Raw genomic sequence first — 6,465 nt, 5'->3', positions numbered from 1 at the left:
ACGCGGAAGGTGTCTTTCACGCGGCGGATCACGTCCAGGTAAGGCATGCCCGGCTTGACCATGATGATGTCGGCGCCCTCTTCCTGATCCATGGCCACTTCCTGGATCGCTTCGTCCAGATTGGCCGGGGCCATCTGGTAGCTGTACTTGTCGGCCTTGCCCAGATTGCCGGCGCTGCCAACCACGTCGCGGAACGGGCCGTAATGGACAGCATCGGGATGCCGAGCTTGAGCGCTGCTTTAGCGGTATAAGGCTATAAAAAATCCCCGGAAGAAGTCTGGGGATTTTTTATAGGTACATCCAAGGCGGGAGGCTGACATCAGTACGGCGGATTCACCACGATGAACTGTGTCCCTCGTGGCTGATACCAGGTGTTTCCGCACTGCTGGTAGATAATGCCGCCGTAGTTGACCGGCACGCAGCCGGGGGGCACGGAACGTACGATGGAACCAACGATGGCACTCGTCACCGCCACGGTCGCCCCCACCGCCACCGCCGTTGCTACCGGGTGGTAGTCGTTGTCCCAACCTCCGCTGTGATGGACATCCACATCGACATCCCTGTTAACGTTCCTGTTAACGTTCCTGTTAACATTTTTGTTGACGTTCACATTGTTGACGCTACTGCTACGGACATTGTTTGTGCGTACATCGGCCCTGCTGTGATCGACATTGACCTTCTGCCGGGCTCCGCCGCCCGCAGCGGCATGCGGTTTGGAGGCGGCGAGCTTGCCGCTGCGGGCGGCCTCGACGACCGGAACCAGAGCGAAACTGGCCACCAGCAGCGCCACCAGCGGAGACAGGAACAGCTTGCGCAGTGCATTTTCCATGACATGACTCCTCTACTTGGTTTTGCGCGGCAGCAGTTCGGCCGGGGAAGCGCCCTTGGGCGGCTTGAAGCTGAAAACTGCGTTCGAAAAGGTAGGCTTCAGGTTCCAGTCGATCAGGCTGACCGACTGCGGACGTGCTTCGTCGTCACGCTGGGTGATCACAAGCTTGCGCGGCAAGGGCCGGTCTCCGGCCGAGATCCAGATCTGCCAGTCGGTATTGCCCTGACGGAAGGCATAATGATCACACAGCGTCTGGCCAATGAAATCCTGGCCGGCATTCATCGCTGACTGTATCCCGTCGAACGGCGCATCCGGCGTGCCCCAGACAAACAGATCGGCCAGAGGGGTTTCCACACCGTACTTTTCCTCCAGACGGTTAACCAGCACATTGAGTTTGCCGGTAAACGGCACCGTCGAGTAATACTTCTGCGCGGGCGAGTACAGGGTCACGCGCTGGCCGTCGTAAAAGATCTCGCGTTCGGAGCGAGCACTGGATATCAGGGCACGCAGCCGCTCAGGACGATCGACATCCAGTACGGCCTTCGCCGTATGCTGCAGTTTCTGGCCGTCGGCAAGCACCCGCTCGCCCGTCAGTTCGGTCGAGACCTGAAAGCGCTTCAGGCTCAGCAAATAAACACCCATATCCTTCAGCGCCTGGATGGCCGCCGGATCGACCGCGTCTGCGGATGCCTGCGCAGGCGCGGCCGGGGTATCCGTCTGGGCATGCAAGACGGAGGGTGCTAGCGAGATTGCCAGCAGGCTTAACATCAATATATTACGTACCATGCTTGTCTCCGGGAGGGTGACTCACGGTCAGGTCAGAACGGAATCTGCGCAAGTTGCCGCCCTCGCACCCAGCCTCCCTGAACCGACTCTTGCCAGACAGAAACGAGAACCCCTGTCTGCTCTGTTCCGCCCCCCTGACCAGGGCCGACGGTAACGGCTTGCGCAAGGCACAAGCCAGACAGTCAAGCCTAGCTTTTATGCGCTCCTGAATTCTAGTACAGGCATCATCCTCTCCCTCCCTATCCTTGGGCGGTATGTAAATCTGCAGCATGGTCGTATTGCAGGCAACAGAATAGCCGCAAGCAAGCGCGCTGGGCGTACTTAGGCCAAAGCCGTAAGCCTCCACCAGCCAATCCGTTCCTAGTCGCCGATGGGTTACGCCACCTTCAGTGGCTAACCCACCCTATCTCCCCAACAACAAACCGCCCCGCAAGCATGGCCTGCGGGGCGGTTTGAGCATTTCACGTCCCCAAGTGACGGAGCAGATCGGCTGAGAAACGTCAGGCTTTGAGCACCCGTGCGGCGTCCAGTGCAAAGTAGGTCAGGATGCCGTCGGCGCCGGCGCGTTTGAACGCCAGCAGGCTTTCCATCATGCACTTTTCTTCATTCAGCCAGCCGTTCTGCACGGCGGCCTTGAGCATCGCGTATTCGCCCGATACCTGATAAGCGTAAGTCGGCACGCGGAAGGTGTCTTTCACGCGGCGGATCACGTCCAGGTAAGGCATGCCTGGCTTGACCATGATGATGTCGGCGCCCTCTTCCAGATCCATGGCTACTTCCTGGATCGCTTCGTCCAGATTGGCCGGGTCCATCTGATAGCTGTACTTGTCGGCTTTGCCCAGATTGCCGGCGCTGCCGACCGCATCGCGGAATGGGCCATAGAAGCTGGAGGCGTACTTGGCCGAGTAGGCAAAGATCTTGGTATGAATAAAGCCTTCTTCTTCCAGCGCCTCGCGGATCGCTCCGATGCGCCCATCCATCATGTCGGACGGGCCGACCATATCGGCACCGGCCTCCGCATGACATAGAGCCTGCTTGACCAGAATGGCGGTGGTCTCGTCGTTGAGCACATAGCCCGCGTCGTCAATCAGCCCGTCCTGGCCGTGGATCGTGTACGGGTCGAGCGCCACATCGGTCATCAGGCCCAGTTCGGGAAAGCGCGACTTCAGCTCACGCACCACGGTCGGCACCAGACCTTCCGGGTTGTAGGCTTCGGTAGCTTCGTTGTTTTTTCCGGTCTCGATCACCGGAAAGATGGACAGCATCGGGATGCCCAGCTTGAGCGCTTCTTCAGCGGTATACAGCAGTTTATCCAGACTCTGGCGCGTCACGCCCGGCATCGACGACACCGCCTGTTCGCGATTCTCGCCTTCCAGCACAAACACCGGATAGATCAGATCATTGGTGGTGAGCACGTTTTCACGCATCAGACGGCGCGAAAACTCGTCCTTGCGCATGCGGCGCAAACGGGTAGCTGGGAAATAGCGGTTGGCAAAAATCATGAACTTACCTTTCTGTCTGGCCGGCCGGCGGCTGGGGCTCGGCATCGGTATGCGGGTCGTTATCCTGGTCTTCGGTGTCCAGTGCCTCATTGCGCCGGTAAGTGCCCGGGCTGACGCCGGGCGGCAACACCGGTGGCGGCTCTTGCCGCGCCAGCCGTGCCAGCGTACCGACCACCATGACAAAGGGGGCGGCGGCAACCACACACCAGAACCAGGTTGAATGCAGAAAATCCATGCGCGCTCCCGGACAATAGAAAAACCGGGGCAAGCCCCGGTCAGGACGCAGGAATTGTATTCCCATCAGCTAACAGCGGCCACCCTGCGTAAGCGGCCGCGGGGAAAACTTATTGCTGATGCAAAGGCTGTTTGCCTGCAGCCTGGCGCTGCTCGTCTTCCAGATTGTCTTCGGCGCGATGACCCGTCCAGTAGTCGGCGTTTTTGATGCCGAGCTTTTCCGGATGGAACACCGGGTCCAGTCCCTGTGCACGCTGTGCCTCATAATCGCGCAGCGCGATAAAAGCCGGCTTTTGCAGCATCAGGATGGCGGCAATATTCAGCCAGGCCATCAGGCCGACACCGATGTCACCCATGCCCCAGGCCAGATCGGCAGTTTTGACGGTGCCGTACACCGTCGAGGCCATCAGGGCGACCTTCAGCACAAAAGTCAGCCATGGGCGCTGAACCTTGCGGCTGAGATAGGCAATATTGGTCTCGGCGATGTAGTAGTAGGCAACAATCGTGGTAAAGGCGAAGAAGAACAAGGCCGTCGCGACAAAAATGGAACCGAAGCCCGGCATGATGTGTTCCATCGCGGTCTGCACATAGCCCGGGCCGGCGGCCACACCGGCAATACCGGTGTAAAGCGCCTGCCCATCCGGACCCTGCACATTGTACTGGCCGGTAATCAGCAGCATGAATGCGGTAGCCGAGCACACGAACAGGGTGTCGATATACACCGAGAAAGCCTGCACCAGGCCCTGCTTGGCCGGGTGGGACACGGCAGCGGCACTGGATGCGTGCGGGCCGGTACCCTGACCGGCTTCATTGGAGTAGACGCCGCGCTTCACACCCCACTGGATAGCCATGCCCAGGATCGCGCCAAAGCCTGCTTCCATGCCAAAAGCGCTCTTGAAGATCAGTGCGAGTACACCCGGCAACATATGGATGTTAAGCGCGATGATCACACAGGCCACGATGATGTAGCCCAGCGCCATAAACGGCACCACGATCTCGGCAAACGACGCGATACGCTTCACGCCGCCGAAGATGATAAAGCCCAGAATAATGGCGAGGATGGCGGCGGTGACGGTGGCTTCCAGACCGAAAGCCGACTGCAGGCCGGCCGCAATGGAGTTGGCCTGCACGCCCGGCAGCAGCACGCCGCAGGCAAAAATGGTCACCAGCGCAAACACGACGGCGTAGCGCTTCATGCCCAGACCCTTCTCGATATAGAAGGCCGGACCGCCGCGATACTGGCCGTCGATTTTTTCCTTGTAGATCTGGCCCAGGGTCGACTCGACAAAAGCCGAGCTCGCGCCCAGAAAGGCGACCATCCACATCCAGAACACGGCGCCCGGGCCACCAAAGGTGATCGCGGTCGCCACACCAGCGATATTGCCGGTACCGACCCGGCCGGCCAGCGTCATCGCCAGCGCCTGAAAGGACGACACGCCCGCATCCGAGCTCTTGCCGTCAAACATCAGCCGTATCATTTCCTTTAAGTGGCGCACCTGCAAGAATCGCCCGCGCAGGGAAAAATACAGGCCCACCCCCAGGCACAGATAAATCAGCACCGGACTCCAGATAATGCCATTGGCGGCGTTCACAAATTCGTTCATATCAGTTTCAGCTCTCTTCTCGTCCTGTTGCCCCTGCCTGGGGTAGTGGCTCATGGCCACGCCTGCCGGCAAGATCCGGTTGCCGGATAAATACCGTCGAATGGATAAAATAGACAGTACACACCCACAGCAAGACAGAAGATAGCGTCACTTGAGCTATTTATGCAAATAAAGTTTTACATGGCCAAGTTTAAGCGCCATAAAAAGCCCGATAGCGCTTCTCCCCAGCGCGATACCACAAAAATAAAAACGGCAGCCATCTGGCTGCCGTTGCTATATAAGGACACCTGCCAAGCAGGACTTAACCGAAGAAGTCCTTCAGTTTGTCCATAAAGGATTTGGTGCGCGGGCTATGCATCGCAACATCGCCCTGACTGATGGCATCGAATTCGCGCAGCAGTTCTTTCTGGCGCTCAGTCAGCTTGACTGGCGTTTCGATGACCACATGGCACATCAGGTCGCCGACATCACTGCCGCGCACGGCCTTGATGCCTTTACCACGCAAGCGGTAAACACGACCGGACTGGGTTTCAGCCGCGATCTTGACCTTGGCCATGCCGTCCAGCGTCGGAATCTCGATTTCACCACCCAAGGCGGCCTTGGCAAACGAAATCGGCATCTCGCAATGCAAGTCGGAACCGTCACGCTGGAATACCGCATGCGGCTTGATATGCGTCACCACATACAGGTCGCCCGACGGGCCACCATTCTGGCCGGGCTCGCCCTCGCCGGACAGGCGGATACGGTCGCCCTCGTCCACACCAGCCGGAATCTTGACGTTCAGTGTCTTGTGCGTTTTGAGCTGGCCTGCGCCATGACACTTCGGACACTTGTCGGTGATTTCCTTGCCGCTGCCATGGCAGGTCGGGCAGGTCTGCTGGATGGAGAAGAAGCCCTGGCTCATGCGTACCTGACCGTGGCCACCACAGGTGGAGCAGGTCTTGGGCTGAGTCCCCGGCTTGGCGCCGCTGCCATGGCAGGTATCACAGTCTTCATGGCTAGGGATGCGGATTTTTTTCTCGCAACCGCGCGCCGCTTCTTCCAGCGTGATATCCATGTTGTAACGCAAGTCGGCGCCGCGATAGACATTGGAACGCCCGCCGCCATTGCCGCCACGCCCGCCGCCAAAGATATCGCTGAAGATATCGCCAAAGTCACCAAAGCCGCCAAATCCGCCAGCGCCGCCGCCACCGCCCATGCCGGACTGCGGATCAACCCCGGCATGGCCGAACTGGTCATAGGCGCTGCGCTTTTGCGCATCAGAGAGGATTTCGTAAGCCTCTTTACCCTCTTTGAACTTGTCTTCGGCTTCCTTGCTGTCCGGATTACGGTCCGGGTGATATTTCATCGCCAGCTTGCGGTAAGCCTTTTTGATTTCGTCTTCGGACGCGTCACGGTTAATGCCGAGCACATCGTACAAATCACGTTTTGACATTCTTGTTCACACCATCTGGCTGCATACAACAGCCGAATTCATCAGCAGTTACAACGAAGGCACAACTACCGGCAT

Annotated in this window: 6 protein-coding genes and 1 pseudogene; all 7 read right to left on the bottom strand. The window is 58.7% G+C overall.

Annotated features, from left to right (window positions below; all coding sequences use genetic code 11):
• A pseudogene (locus EGI20_RS06970) lies at positions 1 to 203 on the bottom strand (porphobilinogen synthase); the annotation flags it as partial.
• A 116-nt stretch (positions 204 to 319) separates the two neighbouring features.
• Entirely contained in the window at positions 320 to 829 is a 510-nt protein-coding gene (locus EGI20_RS06965; RefSeq protein ID WP_498630772.1) for a hypothetical protein, read from the bottom strand.
• Positions 830 to 841: 12 nt separating this feature from the next.
• On the bottom strand, positions 842 to 1,615 hold the full coding sequence (locus EGI20_RS06960; protein ID WP_498630770.1) for a DUF2092 domain-containing protein: 774 nt from the start codon (positions 1,613 to 1,615) through the stop codon (positions 842 to 844).
• A gap of 500 nt (positions 1,616 to 2,115) precedes the next feature.
• Positions 2,116 to 3,117, bottom strand: coding sequence for a porphobilinogen synthase (hemB, locus tag EGI20_RS06955; protein ID WP_498630768.1), 1,002 nt, complete (start codon positions 3,115 to 3,117; stop codon positions 2,116 to 2,118).
• Positions 3,118 to 3,121: 4 nt separating this feature from the next.
• The gene (locus EGI20_RS06950; protein WP_124736357.1) at positions 3,122 to 3,352 is read right to left on the bottom strand and encodes a hypothetical protein; all 231 of its coding nucleotides are present in this window, start codon (positions 3,350 to 3,352) and stop codon (positions 3,122 to 3,124) included.
• Between the two features lie 109 nt (positions 3,353 to 3,461).
• Positions 3,462 to 5,009: an alanine/glycine:cation symporter family protein gene (locus EGI20_RS06945; RefSeq protein ID WP_498630766.1), complete on the bottom strand. Its 1,548-nt coding sequence runs from the start codon at positions 5,007 to 5,009 to the stop codon at positions 3,462 to 3,464.
• A 247-nt stretch (positions 5,010 to 5,256) separates the two neighbouring features.
• Entirely contained in the window at positions 5,257 to 6,390 is a 1,134-nt protein-coding gene (gene dnaJ / locus EGI20_RS06940; RefSeq protein ID WP_498630765.1) for a molecular chaperone DnaJ, read from the bottom strand.
• Positions 6,391 to 6,465: the final 75 nt, after the last annotated feature.

Source organism: Aquitalea sp. S1-19, assembly GCF_024343515.1.
The sequence above is the reverse complement of the archived record's forward strand: the minus strand, read 5'-3'. Positions and strand labels throughout refer to the sequence as shown.

Coding starts and splice junctions, on each gene's coding strand:
- hemB (WP_498630768.1), bottom strand. CDS start 3,117: ATGATTTTTGCCAACCGCTATTTCCCAGCTACCCGTTTGCGCCGCATG.
- EGI20_RS06960 (WP_498630770.1), bottom strand. CDS start 1,615: ATGGTACGTAATATATTGATGTTAAGCCTGCTGGCAATCTCGCTAGCA.
- dnaJ (WP_498630765.1), bottom strand. CDS start 6,390: ATGTCAAAACGTGATTTGTACGATGTGCTCGGCATTAACCGTGACGCG.
- EGI20_RS06945 (WP_498630766.1), bottom strand. CDS start 5,009: ATGAGCCACTACCCCAGGCAGGGGCAACAGGACGAGAAGAGAGCTGAA.
- EGI20_RS06965 (WP_498630772.1), bottom strand. CDS start 829: ATGGAAAATGCACTGCGCAAGCTGTTCCTGTCTCCGCTGGTGGCGCTG.
- EGI20_RS06950 (WP_124736357.1), bottom strand. CDS start 3,352: ATGGATTTTCTGCATTCAACCTGGTTCTGGTGTGTGGTTGCCGCCGCC.